Below are 22,470 nucleotides of genomic sequence, written 5' to 3'. Positions count from 1 at the left end.
GCTATGCTTTTTTAATCTTTTTAATCCTAGTAATTATTTAATCATTCTTTGTGTTTTTTAGTTATTGTTCTTTTCTATACGTGTTAATATTTTGTTAATATTTTATGCATAAAACGCAGGGTTTTCTTATTCTCCCATTTGTGAGGAATAAACTAAGCATGTAAACCTACATTAAGTTACTTAAATCTATATGGTCGTTTTGTATCAGAAAACAGTCTGAAATGTTGCAATTGCTGTATTTGCTTATAGAATTAAAAATTTTGTATGATAAACCATCTATTTAAGTATTAAATAGAATTGAGCATAAGACATTTTTTATTCTGGAATTATAAAATTTGGAAATAAAGGGAAGATGATATTATATGTGGAGAAATAACATAAGTTTAATTACAGACTATGTACTATTCTTATTCCTTATGGATACGTAAATATTCAGATGGTAAAACCCCAAACTCATCTCGAAAGTATTTTGTAAATCTTTTTGGAGAATTGAAACCGACTTCATAGGCTATTTCTGAAATTTGTAATTGACTTTTTTCTAGTAGCTGACGTCCTCTTTTCAACCGTATTGTTCGAATAAATTCTGAAGGACCTTTACCCGTAATAACCATTAACTTTTTGTATAAGTGTCCTCGACTTAATCCTACAGCCATCCCTAATGTTTCAACAGAAAATTCGGAATTACTAATATGATCTTCTACAACTTTGATGGCCTTCTCAATAAGTTTCTCATCTAAAGACGTGATTGTGATTTCTGATGGTGCAACATCTAATTTTTGGCTAAATATATTATGACTTCTCTCGGTCCATTCAATGAATTTGCGAATGCGGAGCCTTAACAAATTAAAATTAAAAGGCTTCGTAATATAATCATCTGCACCTAATTCCAATCCTTCAATTTGATGCTCCTCTGCTGCTCGTGCTGTCAATAATATTACTGGAATATGAGACCAATAAATATTTGTTTTTATCTTTTCACAAAGTTCGGTTCCACTCATTATGGGCATCATGACATCGCTTATAACAATAGTTACGTCTTGCTTATTTAATTGTTCTATGGCTTCTAGCCCATTATTAGCGGTTATTACTGAATACTCATCTTCAAGATTGTCTACCATAAAACCACAAAAATCTTTATTGTCATCTACAAATAACAATAAAGGTTTATTATTAATAGCGTCTAATTTTACAACATCTTCTAAAACGTCTTCATCGGATGTATTGTATGAATATAAGTTTTCAGTTTGACTAATTTCCCTGATTGGAAGTTTAATGGTAAACACACACCCGTACGGTATATTATCCGTTAAGGTAATAGCACCACCATGTAGGTTAACATATTCATTTGCAATATGCAAACCTATTCCACTTCCTGTTTTATCTTGTTTTTGCTGAGCCTGATAAAACCGTTCGAAAACATGTTCTTTATCTTCATCACTAATGCCAGGGCCTGAATCAGATACACTTACGTAAACATAATCATCATAGCTATCTATATGAATATTGATAGCCCCGCCATCTGAGGTATATTTAAATGCATTTGAAAGTAAATTGGTAAGTGTTTTTTGTATTTTATCTCGATCAAACTGCATTAGTAGATTATCTATTTCATTCGATAAAGAAAGGTTGATATGGCGTTCATTAGCATACACACTAAAGGATAAGTAAATATCCCTAACAAAATCAACAAAATCTCCTGGTTTTAAATTAAGCGTATCTATGCCAACATCCAATTTACGGAAATCGAGCAACGAGTTTATTAATGAAAGTAATTGTTGAGCATTTTTATATATGGTACTCAATTTTTTCTTCATATTTTCTTCCATTGTTTCATTAAGCAATACTTGCAATGGTGTAATAATAAGTGTAAGCGGAGTACGTAAATCGTGACTTATATTTGTAAAAAACTTTAATTTCATTTCATTTACCTGCATTTCTTTTTCGCGATCCATCCTTATACGATGCTGCTCTAATTTTATTAGATGCCGCCTTTTTGATCTAAGAATAAAATAAATAATTATGCCAATGGTTGCCAATGCATACAAAACAATTGCCCAAATAGAAAAATAAAAAGGTGGTGTAACTTTTATATTTAATATGGTGGGGTCGTTGTTCCAAACACCATCGCTATTAGATGCTTTTATTAATAGTTTATACTCTCCTGGATGCAGTGTAGATAATTCTATTTTATTTTCTTGAGTTGGAATCCATTCGGTGTTGAACCCCTCAATTTGATAAGCATATCTTATTTTATCGGCATTCAACAAATCCCCTGTTGTGAACTGCAAAGAGATGAGTTTATCATTATATTTAAAGATTAAATCTGAAGTCAATTCCATGGGACGTTCGAGCAATTTATGCCCATTGTAAATTGAATCTACTTGAATTTTTTGGTTGCTAACAGTCAATCCAGTAAATTTAACTTTTGCTAAAGGCCGGTTTTTCTCCTCCATTTTGTTTGGGTTAAAAATGGAATAACCATCTATATTTCCTAATAATATATCTCCATTTTTCAATTTGCTAATGGAATGGGCATTAAAAAAATTATCCATAAGGCCATCTTTAACCGAATAATTTTTACTTGTAATACTGAGGTTATTATCCAAATCTCGATCAGCAGTTAATATGGAGAGCCCATTACTTGTTGTTACCCAAATATTGTTGAGATTATCTGAAACAATGCCTTTTATTGAATCATCACATAAACCTTTGGCTTTATTAAAATAATAAATCTTATCTGTTTTTTTGTCCCATATGGTTAAACCAATGTTATGTCCTAGCCATAAAATGTCCCGATTATCCTTATATACATTTGTAACTGCATCTCGCAAAAAACGCTGAGTACCGTTTATATTACTAAAATAGATTACATGTTTTTTGGTTGTAATATCAATTTCTAAAAGTCCAGAGACCGTGCCTGCATATACTTTGTCACCTCCATCATAAAACATATCCAGCACAGCCGTGTCCTCTTCAAAAGGTGATAATAAAAAATCGAAATTAGAGGATTCAGAAGGTAATAATTGAATTTTCCCTCCTAATGTTCCTATCCATATATTTCCATACCTATCTTCCTCTATATCCCAAATATTGTTATTGCTTAATTTGCTGTTGCCTGTGGTATATTGTACCATTTTGCCGTTTTCATAGCAATACAGCCCTTTTTGAAATGTGCCAATCCAAATACGGTTAGCTCTATCTTCTAATATAGAAACAATAGCTACATTGGGAATTGGGAGCTTTATTACGCCATTCCCTAATTTTTTATCTTTTACAAACAATCCATTTCCATCGGTTCCCAACCATATATTTTCAAGATGGTCCTCCATTATCACACTAATATCAGAGCATTCTGGATGTTCGAAATTCATAATATTTCTAAAACTTTCATGATAATAAGAAAGTCCCTTTTTTGAGTGACCAATCCATACAGTTTCGTTACTATCTCGGTATATACACTTTATACTATTGCTTGATAAAGTGCTACTTTCCCATGGATCACTAATAATATTTTCTATGGAACCTTTAGCTTTATTATAAACAAACACCCCTTTATGATCTGTTACAATCCAAATTTGCCCGGGCCTATTTTCTATAATGCTCGTTATTGAGTTCCCATCGGTTTGTATCTCTGATTTTAATTCTATGGTCATCCATTCGCTATTTGGATGTTTTCTATAAAAAACCACATCAGCCATGTTCGAATGTAACCATAACCCATTGTTACTATCCACATATATTTTATTGAAATACTTATTTATAGCTTGCATAATAAAATTTGGTAATTTTATTATAGTTTGCTTCCCTGAATTCACATTTAGTTGCCAAAATTCCCCTGACTGACTAATAACAAATAAAGAATCCCCATTATCAGTTATATTAACATTACCAATGTCATCTAATGGTATTTCTAAATTGAAACCCGATGTCGTTTTCTTTTTGATATTATAACAAAATACCTTTTCCCTATTTAGAACCCATAGATTCTGTTTTTTATCAACATAAATTTTACTATTATCAACTGCTTGGATATTTAACTCTTTAAAAAAAGATTCCTTTTCTGAAATAAAATGATCTTTTTCCCTATTGTAAACCATATAAGTGAACCCAAGGTCTACCCAAATATTCCCCAAACCATCTTCTTGTAATCCCATAACATCATTTGATTCTAAGGAATGGGGCATCTTCGAATTCGCATTGTACACCTTGAACCCATAGCCATCATATCTATTTAATCCCGATTCAGTACCTACCCAAAGAAATCCATAGCTATCTCTAAGAATTGCTTTAACACTTGCATTTGAAAGACCGTCATTTGTATTTAAATGACGAAAAATATATGAAGACTGCCCTATAGTATTTTGTAAAGTAATGATCCAAAATACTATAGTGAAATATAACAGTGTTTTATTTGTTTTCATATTATGGATCATTTTTTGAAAAATGAAAGTATTAAATAAAAAAGATTAATTAATTTTTATCTAAGTACTCCCTTTATCGTTAACAATATTTATTGACTGATATTTATGATACAACAGCACAGGGTAAAGAGCAGTGGTTATACCAAAAAACACATTATTATTTTTTATATACTTAAAATCTATAATGGAATTAAACCATTCAAATTTAAACCCTTTCATTAGTTTATTATTTATCACACTAAATATCCTATTTGTACTACCTTATACCTATAATGCTTATTTAATATTTATAGTAGTTTCAGCAACTATGTCTCTGGAAGATTTCCCTATTTTTAAATTGTAAGTTCCCGGCTCCACCATCCATTGTTTTTTCTCTACATTATAATAGGCCAATTCTTTTAGTGGCAGTTGAATAGTCACATTTTCAGAAGTTTGTTTTTTAACAAATACTTTTTTGAACCCTTTTAGTTCTTGGGCTGCTCTTTCAATTTTAGAATTTGGATTTGAAACATAGAGTTGAGCAACTTCTTTTCCATCCATTTTTCCAATATTTTTAATACTGAAAGACACTTCAATAGTATCATCATTACTATAAACATCTTTATCGGTTTTTAAATCTGAAAACTGAAAATTTGTGTATGAAAGTCCGTAACCAAAAGGATATAAAGGTTCTATGTTCTTGGTATCAAACCAACGATAACCTACTAAGATGCCTTCTGCATAAGTCACCGATTCATCCCCTGGAAAACTATTGGTGGTGTGTGCAGGCGAATCTTCAAGTTTTTTTGGCATGGTCCAAGGTAATTTACCTGATGGGTTTATGTTTCCTAAAAGCACATCGGTTAGCGCATTACCCCCTTCCGAGCCATTGAACCAACTCCAAACCAGAGCAGACGTTTTTTTACTGATGTCTTCAATATCAAACGGCGCTCCAGCAATCATAACAACGATGGTATTAGGGTTGACAGCCAATATTTTTTCAATAAATGCTTTCTGACCAAATGGTAAAGATAAATCCTTGCGGTCTGATGCTTCTGTTTCATAATCACGATTTGAACCAGCAAAAATGATGGTAATATCCGATTTTTTAGCAGCTTCAATCGCTTCTTGCAACTTAGCTTCATCTAATTCTTCAACGGTTACAGGGCCATCTAAAGTAACTTCTGTTTTTTTATTATTCTCATTTTTCGAATATCTTTCCAGATAGCCTTCGGCATAGTTAATTGTAATGGATTTTGGTAATCTGTTTTTAAGACCTTCTAAAGGAGTAATCTCTCTTTTGGTCTTTACCCCAGCTCCAAATCCACCCAAAGCATTCTTCTTCATGGCATTGTTACCAATAACGGCAATGGATTTAATACCATCCAGTTTTAAGGGTAATACATTGTTTTCGTTTTTTAACAATACCACAGATTCTGATGCTATTTTGTAGGCATCTTGATAATGTTCCTCGGTGGCGATACTGCCTTCCACACGGTCTTTTCCATCTATTGCTTTTACCTGAAACAATACCGTTAGAATGCGTTTTACATGTTTATTGATTTCTTCTTCTGAAATCTCTCCTGCTTTGGCAGCAGCAATTAATTTGTCGGCAAGAAAAAATTCGTTAAATGGTTTTGGCGTTCCCATCTCAATATCCAAACCGTTTTGCAAGGTTTTTACCGTAGAATGTACTGCGGCCCAATCGGAAACAACAACACCTTTAAAGCCCCATTCGTCACGTAAAATTTTGTTCAGCATATAATCGTTCTCACATAAATAATCACCTCTAAACTTATTATAAGCACCCATCAAACTATGGGCATTGGCTTCTGTAACAGCTGCTTCGTAAGCTGGTAAATATATTTCACGTAAGGTTCGCTCATCTGCTATAACATCTACAGTGCCTCGGTTCGTTTCTTGATTGTTTACGGCAAAATGCTTTACACATGCCATGACGTCATTATTTTGTAGTCCAACAATAAATGGAACTGCTGTTTTTTTGTTTAAAAAAGGATCTTCACTAAAGTATTCATAAGTTCTACCACCAAGAGGCGTTCTTATAATATTGATTGCTGGAGAAAGCAGCATATCCTTTCCCCTCGCACGTGTTTCCTCCCCTACGCTATTGCCAAAAAGATATGCTAAATCTGTATTCCAAGTTGCAGATAACCCGCCCCCTGCTGGATAATAGGTAGCAAAGTCGTTATCCCAACCTGCAGAGCCCCAATTGTCTCTAGCAATTTCCTCTCTAACCCCTAAAGGGCCATCCGCCATTTTAAGTTCTGGAATCCCTAACCGTTCAACACCGCCAGTAGCAAACATACTATTGCCATGTAACATCCCACTTTTTTCCTCAAGAGTCATTTGTGCAATCAAAGAATCAATTTTCGATTCAAATTTCGAAAGAATAAATTCTTTGGGTTCATAAGTAGTTTCAACAGCTATTTTTTCTGTAGAAGTTTTGGTTTCATTTTTACATGAAATTATTAATAATGATACCAATGCAGTTGATATAATGATAGCATTTTTATTCATAAATAATTGTCTTTAATCTATTTAGTTGGTTGTTGGTTAAAAAAACGCTGGAATTTTTAAATACTCCAGCGTTTATTCTATTTAATTATTTTAAAATTTGTTCTTTCTGAAACGGGAGTGGATTCTAGTATAAAATTTGCCCCATTTTTATTTAAAATTAAGTCACGCAGCTGCGAATCATTGGGCAAAAATAATTTGCCCTTGGCCTGTGAGGCATCAGCAGCATATACTTTAAGTTCTATATTGCTCCAATCCATATCTTTAGTTGATTGGGCTAATTTAATATGTGGAATCACGGCACCATCTTTAATTAAAGCAATAATAGGAATATCTCCAGCTTTAATAGTATGCCAACCTTTTTCATAAACGTTGCCTGTTTGATAATCAATCCATTTGCCTTCTGGCAGATACACATTCCTTTCTGTAACATTTTCAAACAATGGCGCCACTAACATATCCGAACCAAAAAGATATTGGTCGTCTATTAACCAAGCACCTGGATCGTTAGGATATTCCACAAATAATGCTCTTAACATTGGCAATCCATTTTCTGAAGCATGCTTTGCTTGTGCGTAAATATAGGGCATTAATCTGTAACGCATATTATCGGCATCCCTAAAGCCTTTTAAAAACTCATCGCTATACTCCCAAGGTTCTGTTGGAGGCTCACCATGGCTACGCACATGTGATGTAAGCATTCCGAAAGGCGACCATCTTCTATATAGATCTTCTGGGGATTTTGTTACAAATCCACCCACATCATGGCTCCAAAACGAAAAACCAGACAATCCTAATGACAAGCCTCCTCTTAAAGTTGAAGCCATGGCTGTATTGGTTGTAGCGGCATCACCGCCCCAATGCAATGGATAACGTTGGCTACCAGCCCACGTACTTCGTGCCCAAATAATGCTGTTGCCTGTAACTTCTTTGGTAATATCGGCTACAGCTTTATTGTATCGTAAAGGGTACATATTGTGTTCGTGAAATCCTGTGCGCCCATTGCTGTAAATGCCAGTAGCTGGTGCTGCTTCGCCAAAATCGACTTTAATAACGCCCACACCCATTTTTAAAAGCGACGCTATTTTATCTTGATACCATTTTACGGTTTCAGGATTTGTAAAATCCAGTACAGCATCTTCATAAGGGATATTTCCTTTTTTATCTTTTACCGCTAAACCTTTATCGATGATTTCATTAAATAAGGTGTTTTTAGGTGTAAAATAAGGAAGTTGCCACAAGCAAACATTAAAGCCATCTTCCTTCATGTCGGCAATCATTTTTGTTGGGTTATCGAATCGGTTTTTTGAAAATTCATAATTATTTCTCCAATCCACTTCAAACCAACCTGTATCAAAATGAATAACATCGGTAGGGATTTTATGTTTTCTTAAATTTTTAGCAATGTCTCGCCCTTCTTCTTCTGAAAAATAAGTAATTCGGCTCATCCAAAACCCAAACGACCAAAGTGGAGGCATCTCCGCTTTCCCTGTAAGATCTGTATATTCATCAAGAATATCTTTTGGCTCGCCAATAAAAACGAATAAATCAGCTTCATCATCTCCAATCATCATAGAGTTTGCCGCATTGAAATATTTCCCAAAATCAACGGTTATAGGCGTAGAGTGATGCATAAATACACCATACCCACGGCTACTCATGTAAAACGGAATAGGTTTGTACATCGTTTCGTTCTGCACACCATTGGCATCATCAGTCCACAGAATCACTTTTTGCCCACGCTTATTAAACTGCGTAAAAGATTCACCACAGCCAAATATTTTCTCTTCGGGCGACATGGAAAATACGGCATTCATGCTACGTGAATAATCGTCCGCTCTTCTAACGAATGAAAAAGGTGTTACTGGTGTATACGTGCTTGTAACGTCATCTAAATGCAAAGTACTTGTTAATAGTTTTCCTTTGGCATTATAAATATAAACATGCCATGGTTTTTCGGTTATCAACACAGAACCTTTGTTGCTAGTGTATTTATGACCTTCCGTAACCTTTGAATATTTCCAAAGATTTCTAGCATCATTAGCAATACCATTTACAAGCATTAATGAAGGCTCTTCTTTTTTAAATTGAGGGCCAGAGCTTGTTTTTATTCTTATAGTTCTATCAGAAATAAATTCAATTGAAAAAGGTAATTCTGGAGATACAGCATACTCGGTTGTTGGGAACTCATTTGCTTCAGATGGCACAAGTTTACTTAACATGTTGTTAAAGGCCTGTCTGGTGGCTATATTATGACGTAAATACTTGATCATTCCTTTTCCTGTTTCAGGATTAAAGGATGATAATTCATCCGCTAAATAATAGGTGTTTCTATAATCTTCAAAATCTTTACTGATGTCTGGTGGTTCATTTAAAACATTCGTATTTTGAATTTGTGCAAATGCCACATTTGCAATCAATAGCATATTTAATAATGTGAAAAATGTACTGCAGTTGATTTTGTTTTTTAACATGTTAAGTTGGTTTTATTTTTTAATTTATATTTTCTTTAAATTTAAAAAAAATACATCATTTTCATTAATGTTTAATGTTCTATTAAACACGCCATTAGATGTCACATTTATAGTTTCACTTAACATAGGTGCGCCATTTGCTTCCTCTTTTAAAGTTTTAACCTGTTCACTTGTTAACTGGTTAGGTTTTGCCATATTGATATACATCGTGTAAGCGTCATTGGTTTTGTAGCCTACCTTAAAAACTTGAAGTTCATATGTTCCTTTTGGAATATTTTCAAGTTGTATGGTTACATTACCCTTATCCTCAGAAGGAAGCTCTTGTGCATAGTAAGTTTGGTTAAGTTCTGTATCACCAGGATGCGTATTGGTGAAATCCCATAATAAGAGTTGAAAATTACCTGATTTGTCTTTTGTTGCCCAAGATTTGTCATCTGAATTTTCCAGTTCAATATCTGCCAGTTTGTTCATAAACTGGTAGGCGAAATAAGCTGGCTTTTTAATACCTTGGTAATTAAGCAACCCAAAGCCTCCATGAAAAGGTGTATATCGTGGTCCTGCTTCTTCAAAAATATCGGTAAATGTCCAATACGACATTGAATTAGCTGCATTGCCAATTTGCTTCATTTTTTGAATAATATAAGAAGCTTCATGGTAACTATCATGTATAGGATCTGCGGGCGTATAGGATGCACTCCATTCTGTATAGTGTAATTCCAGATGTTGTTTCTGCAAACTGTCCATCTTAGATCTAACCCCAATAACGTCCCCACTAACACTCCATTCATCTTTACTTAAAATAGTTCCAGAAGTTCCAAACTCATCCAAATATCCGTGTTTAACACCGTAAGAATGGGTAGAAATGAAATCTATTGGTGATTTATTATCATCTGTAAATTGTATGGTTTCTTCTATCCATGCATTACCAGCGGTAGCTGGGCCACCAACGCGATATTCCGGATTAACACTTTTAACAGCTTTGGCCGTATACTCATAAAGTTTAAAATATTCTTCTTGAGTACCTGCCCAAAACCCGCTTAAATTTGGCTCGTTCCAAACTTCAAAATACCATGTTTTAACTTCTTCTTCACTATAGCGTTGTGTAAAGTGTGTCACTAAGTTTGTAATTAACTCTTGCCATCTATCATAATCGTTAGGAGGCGAGACATTATCTCTCCACCAGAAAATGGTTTCTTTACCACTAGCTAAGGAGCTAGGCATAAATCCTATTTCTACAAAAGGCTTCATCCCAATTTCTAAAATATAGTCAAACAAAACATCAATATATTGAAAGTTATATTGAGGTTCCCCTTTATCGTTAACCCCATACACTCCCATATCATCAACAAGTAAACCATGAAATCTAATATATTTAAAATCGCAATCCTTTTTTGCTAAAGCAAGTTGCTGTTGCCAATCGGCACGAAGACCTTCATTAGCCCTTCCAGCACCAATACATTCTTTAAACATGGTATTTAGTTGACCTTTTACTTTATTATAATCTACTTGTATAGATCTATCATTATTCTTCTGTGCAAATATTTCAGTATTAAAAAGGCATAAAATCGTGATTAGTAAAATGATTTGTTTATTCATTATTATTCTTACAATAGTTTATTCTTCTTGGTTTATAGTTTCTTAAACCTAATAGCTGTTCCTCCAGAGCCACCCAAATGTAAATTTAAAGTGTCTGAAACTGTTACCATCTTTTTGAAAATAGTTACTGCCTCTGGATTGTGTTTTTCATCTGTTCCTTCTGCATCTTGATAAATTTGCGCTTCATAATCAGCGTTTGGATCTAGAAATGATAGTTGAACTGTTATATCCCTACTTTTTTCATTCGTCATGCTTCCCAAATACCAATCGTCACTATGTCCGTCTTTACGAACCGTGGTAATATACTCTCCAATTTCACCATTCAATATTAGGGTGTTTTCCCAATCTGTTGGTACATCTTTTAAGAATTGAAACTCTGTTCTTCCTTCATAATTTTCGGGAAGATCTGCCATCATTTGTATGGGCGAATAATACACCACATACATAGCCAATTGTTGTGCCGTAGTTCCTTGAATTCTTTTTCCAGGAAATCCTTGTTTAATTTCAACATCCAAAACACCAGGTGTGTATTCCATAGGTCCTGACAACATTCTTGTGTAAGGTAAAATGACTGCATGATTCGGAGGGTTCCCCTCGCTCCAAGCATTATATTCTTGTCCACGTGCTGCTTCCCTTGCCAACATATTTGGATAGGTCCTTCGTTCACCTGTATCTTTTATGGATTCATGGTAAAATACAGCCAAATCATATTCAGCGGCTTTTTCCAAAACATATCTAAAGTAATTTACTCCAAACTGTCCGTGATGCCACTCTTTCATATTTAATTTAGATCCTACATGTCCTATTTTAACGGTATGGATCCCCAAACGTTTGTACATAGCAAATCCTTCATCAATTTGTTTCATGTAGTTTATAAGGTTAGAACCTGTTTCATGGTAACCTATAAGCTCTACCTCTTTTTGTTTCCCGTATTCAACAACTTTATCAATATCAAAATTATCGGCACATTGAGTGAAGCTGAACATGTGCATATGGTTTTCATACCAAGCTGGTGTCCATCCCTTATTCCAGCCTTCTATCAACAAATGATGAAAACCTTCTTTTGCAGTAAAATCAATATATTCTATGGCATTTTTAGTGGTTGCCCCTTGTGTATCACTCTCCCAAAAAGTGTATTTTCCAATATGCATGCCCCACCAAATACCAAAATACTTATATGGCTTTACATAAAATGGGTTTCCTAATTTATTGGGTTCATTTAAATTCAATACCAAATATGAATCTATCAAATCTCCGGCACTTTCGCCTATTTGAAGTGTTCTCCATGATGACGTAAAGGTATCTTTTACCCTTACTTTTACGCCGTCTGACCATGGTACCAAATCTGCTTTTAATTGTGTACCTGTCGTATTAACCAAGGTCATACTGGCAAAATCAATTAAGTTGGCTTCATGAAAACTCAATTTCAACCCGCTTTTGCTCTCTATGGTTAAAGGAGTATGAACGGTATCTAACGTGCTAACCGGCGATTTCTCGTATAAATATTCGTAACGGTTTTCCCTGTAGGCAGGAATCCACCATGCTTGACCTTCTTCTTTTAGGTTAAAGGTTGTTTTTTCATCCATGATGAAAATACTGTCCTTTGATTCCTGTTTTGGGTATATGTACCTAAAGGCAATTCCATCATCAAAAGCACGGAACTGTATATCTAGTTTGCGTTTGTTTTTATCTTTTTTTTGCAAATGGACCACTAATTGATTATAGTGATTACGTATTCTCTTTTTTTCTCCCCAAACCTGTTCCCAAGTGTCATCAAAAACAGATATCTCTACATTTTCAATTTCAAAGTCCTTGCTTAAATCTTCATTATCCTTTAATAAAAACCCCATATCTGAAAGTGATAATATTTCGGTTTCACCATGATAAACAGCATATTTAGGTTCATTTTCTATTAATTTAAACTCAATTTTGTTTAGGCCATTTGGTGAAACAACCTCAAAATCGTTTTTATCTTCGACTTTACTACATCCAGAAATTATTACAAAAAGCAAAACAGGGATTATCAATTTTTGAATCATTTTTTTTAAATTTAAAAAGGAACAAAAATAACTGGGGAGACCAACTACAAACCCCCCAGTTAAAAACTAAATACAACTAAACTAAATTTACTAATTAGCCCGACAATTACCGGGTTTTCGTTATGGTAAGCACAAAACAATAGGTTGTTTTCCAAAATTTTAAAAAAACACTATCATTTTCCTTAAAGTTTACATAGAAAATATGAACGGCTAATGTTTTAAGAATTGCCAACTTCCAGAAAGAAACCTATCACATATTAATCTTGTAGTTCATGACCATTTAGATGCTTTCTAAAAGTATCACTAAGACAATATGAATTTGTTGTGCAACCTTGTTCTAATATAATGTATCGGTAATATATACAGATAACCTTATTTTGTTTTTTTGTTTGAATTTCATAATAACTATTTGTTTAAAGTTTTGGTTTTAGTTTAGGTTTTTTTGGTTCAGGTTTTTTTAATTATTGAACCATCATTATATAAATGTAAAATTATAGTTTCACTGAATAAAGAGCGATAGAATATGTATTCTATATGGGCTACTTATGTGTTATTTGAATGTCTATAAATAATATTAATTTTTTTTTGTAGTCTTTTACTTTTAAAAAGTAAGTCATTTAAGATTTCAACTATAGATTATATTCTTTTTTAATCTTCTATAAATCAAAATATTATATGGGGTTAGAAACATAATAACTCATCACCTATTAAGTCTTTTAAGAAAAGTTTGGCTAGGTTAATGATTTGCTGAAATTTCAAAAATGTTTTAGGTCTCTTTTTAAATTAACTAGGATAAATCATGTAGAAGATTATCAAAAGAAAGAATTTGTTTCATATTCAAATTATTCTTTTGGTATTTTAAAAGTAGATGGCTTTGGTTGATTGAAATATATGGGATTTAATACCAATGTAAACATCAAAAATTAAATTCAGATTAATACATTTAGTTACATTTTGATGAATTTCTATCATTAGTAAACGAATAAAAACTGGGGAAGTGGGATTACTCAATAAATCCGATAGTAAATTTTCTTTTACTAAGTTTCTTCAGTTAAACATGGAAACTTCACAAATAAAAAAATCCAACACGTTCGTGTTGGATGTTTTTTGGTCGGGGTGGCAGGAAGCACATCCCAAACATATGTTTTTAATATTCAAATAGTTACGTATCAATTTACATATTGGTAACCGAAAAAGTAACTTATTTAATATGAACTTTTGTTTTATTTTGCTCTTACTTTAAGAGCAGTGCAAATATAATTTAGTATTATTTATAAAGCAAGATAAATTATTATGAATTTTATTAATAATATTTATCATAATAGAATTAAGAAAACTTAATTTAGTTCTTCTAAAATAATATTTGGATAAATTGTGATAAGACTTCTGTAGAAAAGCAAAGAAATAATAATGCCCGTTTATGATATAGTATACTAATAACAATTTTAAATTAAATTTGGATAGTTAGTTATTCTAAGACAAAATAAAGGTTTTCTATTTTAATCTTACTAATTACACATTATGAAATTGGCTATATTTTTATATAAATACGTCTTTTATTGAGCCACCATCCTAAAGACCAACATAGTAACATAAATACTAATGCTGTAACTAAAGAACCAAATGCTCCTGGAAATAGATTCTGAAAAGCATGTTCACTTACCCATTCAAAAACATCCAATCCTGAACTTGTTGGAATAAGACGTAAAATGATATAAAATAGCTCAGAAAACAGATATATAAACAAGGGATTTTTTCCAAAAACATCAAAGAACCCAACTCCAAATCTTACATCCTTTAATTCAATGGCATATATCAAAATAGCCATAATGGATAAATCCAAACCAATAGTGTACAGCACAAATGAACTTGTCCAAAGTTTTTTGGAAATTGGAAAAACCAAATCCCAACAAAGTGCCAATAAAACGAATATTAATCCAGTTATAAATAATTTGGTGATTCCTTCAAAAAACTTTCCTTTTTTCTGAACATACTTCCCTGCAATATATCCTCCTAGCACGTTCACAATAGATGGCAGTGTGCTTAAAAGGCCTTCTGGATCAAAAGGTATGCTATCCTTTTTATAAATATGTTGTTGGCCCAGAAGTGACAAGTCCATCCGTATTACTGCGTTTGTTGTTGTTCCTAATTCCTCTCCTGGCACTCCAAATATATATAGCAATATCCAGTAACATAGTAAAATAAATACAGATAAAATGACCGCTACTTTTTGGGAAAAATAGTAAAATATGATAGATGCAAAAAAATAACATAAGGCGATACGTTGCAATACACCCATAATACGGGTTTCGGAAAATGGTTTAAATTCCCAAGAACCATCTATACTCTGCTTGAAAAAAGGAAACCAATACATTAAGTAGCCAAAAAGAAAAATAAGAAAGGTGCGTTTTAAAATTTTTTTCCATACCAAACTAGGCAACGCAAATTTTAATTTATCCATAGAAAAACTCATGGCATTTCCCATAGCAAAAAGAAATGATGGAAAAACCAAATCAGCCAGTGTAAAACCAAACCAATCGGCATGCACCAAATAAGGGTACAAATGCGCTCCTGTTCCTGGCGTATTAACAATAATCATTAAACAGATAGTGAGCCCTCTAAAAACATCAAGAGATAAAAAACGGTTAGACTTCTGATGTAATGCTTCTTCCATAATTTGTAATTCTATTTTATTATAGATAAATTTTTATTAATAATTTTTTCCTAAAAAAACATAAATGAGCACCGTAATGGCACAAAGTGAAATGGCCATTGGCTTCGTGTATTTCCATGCATTCATTTCAACTATATGGAAATCTTCCTGTATGTATTCTTTACCTTGGGGATAAAAATGGGAGACACAAAACATGACTCCTATATTTAATAAAAACTCTATGCCCCAGAGGTGTACAAAATGTATATCGACCTTAAAAACAAAGGTTGTTAATATGTAAAATAAGAGTCCGACAAAAAGTGATGCTTTGGCTCCTGCAGCCGATATATTTTTAAGAAAAAACCCGGCCAACATAATGGATGCAATAGGTATAAAAAAGATGCCATTTAATTGTTGCAAAAGTTGATAGAGCCCATCAGGCGCATTTGCTACCATAGGCGCGACCAATATGGCAAAAACGGCTAATATGGTAGAGGTTAATTTACCTACTTTAACCAAAACCTTATCACTAGAATTTTTCCCTAAATGCCTTTTGTAAATATCTATGCTGAATATGGTTGCCGCACTATTCAATACACTATTAAAAGTACTTAACACGGCTCCCAATATAATGGCCGCAAAAACACCCACTAATCCAACAGGCAATACTTTCTTAATAAGTTCGGGGTAAATCATGTCTTGATTATCGTAGAGAGCATCTCCAAAATAATAGAACCCAATAACACCGGGCAAAATGATAACAAGTGGTATTAATACTTTTAAAACACCCGTAAACAATAATCCTTTTTGTGCTTCCACTAAATTTTTAGCACCAAACGCACGTTGAATAATGGTTTGGTTCATACACCAAAAATATAATTGGTTAATAATCAAACCCGTAAATAAGACTCCGAAAGGCAATACCGAATCTTTTTCACCTATAACATTAAATTTTTCAGGATTCTTTAAATATACTTTACTTAAGCCTTCTAGCGGATTTCCATCGCCAATACTTATAAGTGCCAATAATGGAATAAGAAGGCCTCCTAATAAAAGTCCGTAACCATTAATGGTATCAGATATAGCTACTGCTTTCAATCCGCCAAAAATAGCATACACAGAACCCAAGGCACCAATCAACACAACCGTTATCCATAGCCCTTCTTCTTTAGATACCTGAAAAACTTCGGAAACATTAAAAATACTTTCAATATTTATAGCACCCGTATAAAGCACAATGGGCAATAAGGTCACCACAAATGAAATCATTAAAAAAAGGGCGACTAATGTTCTTGTGGTACTATCAAATCTCTTTTCTAAATATTGCGGAATGGTGGTAAGTCCCATTTTTAAATATCGTGGCACAAAATAAATGGCCGCTGCCACTAAGGCGAGGGCCGATGTTACTTCCCAAGCAATTATGATGAAGCCATTTTTATAGGAAGATCCATTCATACCAATAAGATGCTCCGTAGAAATATTCGTAAGTAGCATCGACCCTGCAATAACAACACCTGTTAAACTTCTACCGCCAAGAAAATAACCGTCTTTGGAGCTCAACTTTTGTTTTCTTAGTTTGAACCAAGAATAAAAAGCAACAAACGCCGTAAAGGCAATAAAAGTTATAACGGTATACATATTTTTGGTCTCAGTTGGTTAGATAAATAAAAGCAGAAGCACTAATCAGAATAAATACATATTTGATTAAAACTTCAATTTTTCTGGCAAATATTTAGCTACCAATCCTTTGTAATAAGGCAGTAATGCTTGTACATCTGGCCTCACAGGAGCTTTCGTGTATAAATCATATGGGTTGAATTTTTTTACCCACTCAAACATCTCAATATCTTTCTCGTTCATTAAATGGGTATACGCATTTTCTTTATGTTGGGAATAAAACGAATGATAGCGAATCATATATAAAGCTGGATCAGGCAAATAGTTCTTCATAATTTGATACAGGTATTCATCATGCCCCCAACTCATTTTCACTTGGTCTAATCCGCAATTTTCAGAATAAACACCTAGTTTTGTATTAAACCTTTCATCTGTATAATCTGGGTTTTCTTTAAAAAATTCTGAATACACTATTTTATCTGAATAAGCACACCCAACAGGAAATGTATCGCCTACAACTGCCCATTGTGGTTCTCCAAACAAACATAAAATTTTTCCTAAATCGTGTATAAATCCTGTAAGCACAAACCAATCTGGGTGTCCGTCTGCTCTAATGGCCTCAGAAGTTTGTAAAAGATGTTGTGTTTGGTCTAAATCAATATCAGGGTCACTATCATCAACAAGCGTGTTTAAAAAATCAACAGCTTCCCAAATAGACATTTTCTTTTTATTGAATTTTAAAAATTCTTCTTCCTTACTACATACAAAATCGTAGGTTTGATAGGTATGATTTATTCTGTAAAATTCTTTAACCGTTTCTACCCGTTCTGAATCCACATAATTTCTAAATTCATCTTTTTCCTTTTTCTTTTCAGATGGATCTGGATATCGTGACAACAAATCATCTTCCCATTCATTTAAATTATTCAATGGATTGTTTGAATCAAATGCCTTTTTCATGATGCTATAATTGAAAAAATTAGTTTTAAACGAAACTAAAATATAGACTAAGGAAAGGGATGGATTAATACATCAAAAACATGGATATTTTTTGACATATATGCTATTTAGAAGAAAAAGAATCAATTAATCAATTTACTTGGCGGAAAACCAAACTGTTTCTTAAAACATCTACTGAAATACAAAGGGTCGTTAAAGCCCACTAAATTAGTTACTTCAGATACATTATATTTTTTGGTTTTAAGTAGTTGCGCCGATTTCTTTAAGCGTATAGTCCGGATAAATTCGTTAGGAGCTAAATCGGTTAGTTCTTTGATTTTTCGATATAATTTTGAAGAACTTACTGCTAATTTATCACACAGAAATTCTGTTGATAAATCCAATTCACTTAAATTATCATTTATTAAACTAGTTACTTTTTCCATAAATTCCTCATCAATTGGAGAATGAGTTAGTAAACCTATTTCGCTTTCTACTTCGCCAGAGAATTTCGATTTTAATTCTAATCTAGATTTTATAATATTCTCTATAACCGTTTTTAATAAAGACGGATCAAAGGGTTTTACTAAATAACCATCGGCTCCTAGCCCATAACCCTTTACCTTATCTTCATTTTCAGAAAGCGCCGTTAATAACACAACAGGAATATGGCTAATAAACTCATCCTTTTTCAATTCACTACAAAATTCATGGCCATCCATAACGGGCATCATAACATCTGCAACACATAATATGGGCTTCATTTGTCTACAAATCCTCAACCCTTCTTCCCCATTTTCTGCATCATACACTTTATAATAGTCAGACAGATAATCAATCAAATATTTTCTCAGCTCGGTATTATCTTCAACCACCAGTATTTTTTGTTTTAACTCTGTGTTTTGAATTATTTTTTTAGCTGGTTTATCTGTAACAAGTACATCTTTTAAACTCTCATCTTTTAAAATATATTCAAATACTTCTTTATCATTATATAAATGGCGCTCTATGGGAATTTCAACCTTAAATATGCTTCCTTTATTGGTTGCGCTTTCTACTTTTATGGATCCTTTATGAAGTTCTACCAATGATTTTACCAAAGACAGACCAATACCCGTGCCCGTATTATTGGCTTTGCTATTGGTAGCCTGATAGAACCTTGTGAAAATTTTTTCTTGACTTTTTAAAGGAATTCCAATGCCATCGTCGCTTACCTCAACTATTAAGAACTCTCTAGCTCCATCTTTTAGCTTTATAAATACATCTATATTGCCAAATTTATTGGTAAATTTTAAGGCGTTTGACAGCAGATTGTAAAGAATTTTATCATACTTATCATTATCTATCCAGCCAATAATGCTCTCTTCTTCAGAAATAAAATTCAATCTTATTTTTTTGTTATTGGCCATTTCCTTGAATGAATCAAAAATATTTCTAGAATAAGAAAGAATGTCCGTTTTTGAAACTTTAAGCTTTAATTCCCCAGATTCCGCTTTTCTAAAATCAAGTACTTGGTTTACTAGGTTTAACAACCTGCTTGCATTTTGGTAAATAAGATTATATCTACTTTTTTGATAGTCGGTAGCATTGGTTTTGTTTTCATCAATTAATTGTTTGGCAGGGCCTAAAATGAGGGTTAATGGTGTTCTTAGTTCATGGGAAATATTAGTAAAAAACCTAAGTTTTTCAGTATTTAATTTAAGATTGTGTTCTCTATTAACTTTTTCTGTAAGTAATTCTTGTTTTAATTTAATACGGCTTTTAATCTCTCTTCTAACAAAATAAAAAATAGTAACCAACAAAATAAAAAGAAGTATAAAAGCGCTGGGGGTTAACCAAAATGGTGGCAGAATTTTTATTTGATAAGACGCTGTATCACTCCAATTTCCATCACTATTGCTAGATCTTACTTTAAAAACATAATCGTCTGGGTAGAGGTTTGTATATTGAACCGTTCTAGAATTGCTGTTAGTTGTTATCCAGCTTTCATCAAAACCTTCTAACATATATTGAAATTTGTTAAGCCTTTCATTTGTAAATGAGGGTGCAGAAAACTGAAATGAAAAATTGCGGTTGGCATAGCTTAGTGATACTTCTTTAGTATAATTAAAATCTTTTAAAAGTGGCACTTGCCCATTAATATTCATGCCCGGAAATACCTCTTCGTTCTGAATCTTAAATTCTGTTATAACTGGCATGGGCGACCATTTATTTTTGGTCATAGTATGTGGCGAAAAATAAATAATCCCATTTTTACCTCCTAAATAAATGTTTGAATTATTGAAATTATAAAATCCACTTGAACTAAAAACATCTAATCTGTTGCCGCTATTTACATGGTATATATTTATATTTTTTAGGTTAGCTTTAAGTCTGGCTACACTATTGTTATTGATATTTAACCATAAGTCTCCATTATCATCTGTTAGCATATCTGTAATCCATTTCCCAGAGAGTTCCTTAGGCTCTATTAACTCCTTAAAATTATTGTTTAAAGCATCATAAAAACTTAATCCGTTAGGTGTAGAAGCCCAAACCTTTCCTTGGGAATCGATCATGACATCACTAACATTATCATTTCGGGGCAAGCCATTTTCATTATTAGAAAGCGATTTATAGATTTCAATGTGCCCAGATTTAATACTGTACTTTACTGCTCCTGTCTCGGTTGCAAACCACATGGTATTGTTCTTATCATTTTCAATAGCATTTATTTGAAAGCCTGGAAGCAATCTGTCTGCCGATGGCTGAACTTGTAATGTTTTTGTATTCAAAACCACAGCTCCTTCGCCAAAGGAGCCTACCATCATTTCTTGTTCATTAATCCTGGAAAAAGCAAATACAGGTGCCGTTTCAAATCCAATATTTATTTCTGTTGATGAATTATTAAGGTAATTGTATACAAGCACATTTCCATTCCACAAACCGCAATAAAATACTTTGCCATCATCTGAATAAATACTCGCCATATCCTTTTTATTGTCATACAGCGGAATAAAATTCTCATTACTAGAAATAAAAAGTCCATTATTTCTAGTTTGTACAATTACTTTTTCATCATATGTTTTAGAAAAACCTCTAATTCGTGGCGCTTGATTACCAATATAACGCGAAATATCTTTGTTTAGAGCAAACTGGTTTTCATAAGGATCGTATTTATCCAATCCATCTTCTGTTCCAATCCATAAAACACCAGAAGCATCAAAATATAAGGCCGATACTAAATTATCTACTAACGATGTATTATCAGATAAAACTGAATAATACCATTTGTAATTACCATTTTTTATGTCTTCTAATGCATTGCAAACTAGCAAACCGCCTAAAGTTCCTACCCAATACTTCCCATCTGGGGCTTGAGCAACTGATAAAAAATGGTTACCCAAAGCAATCCTAATATCCTTATTATCAATATAAAGGGTTACGAATTCATCATTTATTTTATCTAATTTATAAAGCCCTTCCCGAGTACCAATAAAAATATCTTGCTTTGCATCTTCATAAATAAAATTAACATACGGATTTCTCTCGTTGGAATTAGGAATTGATAGCGTATATGTTTTAGTTTTTACAACATTACCACCAACATCTAGGGTGATTTTTGCAACTGATGCATTTCCATAACTCCCCAACCAAATATTGCCATTCTTATCTTCATAAATTTCTTTTACATAATCAAAATCTTTAATGGGCACATGTTCAAATCTGTTTTCTCCATAAATAAATATGTATATCCCTTTGGTTTTGGTTCCTACCCATACTCTTTTGAATTTATCTACATGAATTGACCGAATTTCTTCCTCAGGCAAACTATTCGGATTATTCTTTTGTGGCAAAAAAGTAGTAAAAATGTTTGTGTCCATTTTAAAAAGAGTTAACCCTTTTCGTGTACCAATCCAAAAATTATTAGACTCCTCATCTAATTCCAATGCTGTGATATCATCATTATATAATTTGTTATTACCCGACGCAGAACTTAAATAGGTTTTAAATTGATAACCATCAAAACGGTTCAATCCCGAGAAAGTACCAAACCACAAAAAACCCTTTTTATCTTGAACAATGTGCCTAACCGAATTATGCGATAAGCCATCATTATCATTATAATGCTCAAATTTTATGTTCTGGGAATTAGAAACACAAAAAACAATTAAGGAAAAAAATAATATGAGAGTATGTTGTTTCATAGAATTATTTACATATGCAATTTACTTATT

General features: G+C 32.9%; 9 protein-coding genes. All 9 read right to left on the bottom strand.

Going from position 1 to position 22,470, the window contains the following annotated elements; genetic code table 11:
• Positions 1-407: 407 nt before the first annotated feature.
• The gene (locus tag CSW08_RS02370) at positions 408-4,421 is read right to left on the bottom strand and encodes a hybrid sensor histidine kinase/response regulator (RefSeq protein ID WP_106658304.1); all 4,014 of its coding nucleotides are present in this window, start codon (positions 4,419-4,421) and stop codon (positions 408-410) included.
• A gap of 276 nt (positions 4,422-4,697) precedes the next feature.
• Complete coding sequence (locus tag CSW08_RS02365; protein WP_106658303.1) at positions 4,698-6,938, bottom strand: beta-glucosidase family protein; 2,241 nt, start codon at positions 6,936-6,938, stop codon at positions 4,698-4,700.
• 77 nt (positions 6,939-7,015) lie between these two features.
• Positions 7,016-9,409: a glycoside hydrolase family 31 protein gene (locus CSW08_RS02360; protein ID WP_106658302.1), complete on the bottom strand. Its 2,394-nt coding sequence runs from the start codon at positions 9,407-9,409 to the stop codon at positions 7,016-7,018.
• A 24-nt stretch (positions 9,410-9,433) separates the two neighbouring features.
• Positions 9,434-11,005 carry a GH39 family glycosyl hydrolase gene (locus CSW08_RS02355; protein ID WP_106658301.1) on the bottom strand — a complete coding sequence of 524 codons (1,572 nt, stop codon included), beginning with the start codon at positions 11,003-11,005 and terminating at the stop codon, positions 9,434-9,436.
• A gap of 32 nt (positions 11,006-11,037) precedes the next feature.
• Positions 11,038-13,044: a glycoside hydrolase family 97 protein gene (locus CSW08_RS02350; protein ID WP_106658300.1), complete on the bottom strand. Its 2,007-nt coding sequence runs from the start codon at positions 13,042-13,044 to the stop codon at positions 11,038-11,040.
• A 1,531-nt stretch (positions 13,045-14,575) separates the two neighbouring features.
• Positions 14,576-15,718: an acyltransferase family protein gene (locus CSW08_RS02345; protein WP_106658299.1), complete on the bottom strand. Its 1,143-nt coding sequence runs from the start codon at positions 15,716-15,718 to the stop codon at positions 14,576-14,578.
• 36 nt (positions 15,719-15,754) lie between these two features.
• On the bottom strand, positions 15,755-17,335 hold the full coding sequence (locus CSW08_RS02340; RefSeq protein ID WP_106658298.1) for a solute:sodium symporter family transporter: 1,581 nt from the start codon (positions 17,333-17,335) through the stop codon (positions 15,755-15,757).
• Positions 17,336-17,401: 66 nt separating this feature from the next.
• A complete protein-coding gene (locus CSW08_RS02335; protein ID WP_106658297.1) occupies positions 17,402-18,274 on the bottom strand; it encodes an inositol oxygenase family protein in 873 nt (290 codons plus the stop codon).
• A 122-nt stretch (positions 18,275-18,396) separates the two neighbouring features.
• Positions 18,397-22,440 carry a hybrid sensor histidine kinase/response regulator transcription factor gene (locus CSW08_RS02330; protein ID WP_106658296.1) on the bottom strand — a complete coding sequence of 1,348 codons (4,044 nt, stop codon included), beginning with the start codon at positions 22,438-22,440 and terminating at the stop codon, positions 18,397-18,399.
• Positions 22,441-22,470: the final 30 nt, after the last annotated feature.

The sequence above is a fragment of the Confluentibacter flavum genome, from assembly GCF_002843175.1.
In the GTDB taxonomy this organism is placed as follows: Bacteria; Bacteroidota; Bacteroidia; order Flavobacteriales; family Flavobacteriaceae; genus Confluentibacter; species Confluentibacter flavum.
This window is presented reverse-complemented; position numbering and strand designations above follow the sequence as displayed.